The following is a 1,030-nucleotide window of genomic DNA, read 5'->3' on the forward strand; positions in this document are numbered from 1 at the left end:
AGCCCCGTCTCCGGTAACGTATACGAACCCCAAGGCAGCATCCAACATGACGGTGCAGACCATCACGATCAGCGGCGCCAACAGCGGGGACTTTTCTGTAAGTGGCGGCACCTGCGCTGCAGCAACGAACGTGACCGGAGGCGGTACCTGCACGGTCTCTGTTACCTTCACGCCATCGGCTGCGGGGAGCCGGACCGCGACACTGACCGTGACCACGACCGACCCGGACCATGGCGACAACTCCCAGACCCTGACCGTGAGCTTGTCCGGTACGGGTGTCGCTTCTTCGTCCGGCAGCGGATCCGGATCATCGGGCAGCAGTGGCGGAAGTGACAGCGATTCCGGCGGTTCACCAACCGGCAGTTCCAGTACAACCGGGACCTACGATGTGAACGTGGGCGGGAACTCGGCCGTGAGCACCGTTGCGGTGACCGGCACCGGCGTCAGCAGCACAATCATCACCGGCATGCAGCAGGGAAGCCTTCCGGCCGGCGTCCCGGCACCCAATCCCGACGTGTACCAGTACATTGAGCTCACCCCCGCCCGGGCCGGCACGATTACCCGAGCCAGCATCAGCTTCGAGGTGCCGGTAGCATGGCTCGAAGAGCACGACCTGACCACGGCGGACATCGCCCTGAGCCGGTACCATGACGGGGCGTGGACAGCGCTCCCGACCACCTTCACGGGGGTCACCAGCGGCATTGCTTATTATTCGGCGCAGTCACCGGGTTTCTCGCTCTTCGCGATCGCGCCGATGGAGAACGGAGCTGTTCCGGCGCAGACCGGTGCCTGCACGGCCGGGCAGCCGCTTACGTGCCCCGCGTGCCCGGTTCAGACCGCGCCGGCCGGCCCGGTCGGCCCCGGGACCGGCGCGGAAACACTCACGTCCGGGTCTGTGGCAGCAGCGCCGGCAACGGCAGCCGGCCCGGCCCTGCCGGCTCCCGGGTGCCCTGACGCCGCCGCGTGCCTCGTCCTTACCGGCTGCCGCGCGCGGTGCGGCTCGCGCGGCTCCTCGCTGCGGCCGTGGGTG

General features: G+C 68.3%; 1 protein-coding gene. It reads left to right on the forward strand.

The window, feature by feature from the left end:
- Positions 1-1,030 (forward strand): PGF-pre-PGF domain-containing protein (locus CW742_RS15180; protein ID WP_292421868.1); only part of this gene is annotated, 1,030 nt, incomplete at both ends.

It is taken from the genome of Methanoregula sp. (genome assembly GCF_002835825.1).
Classification (GTDB): domain Archaea; phylum Halobacteriota; class Methanomicrobia; order Methanomicrobiales; family Methanospirillaceae; genus Methanoregula.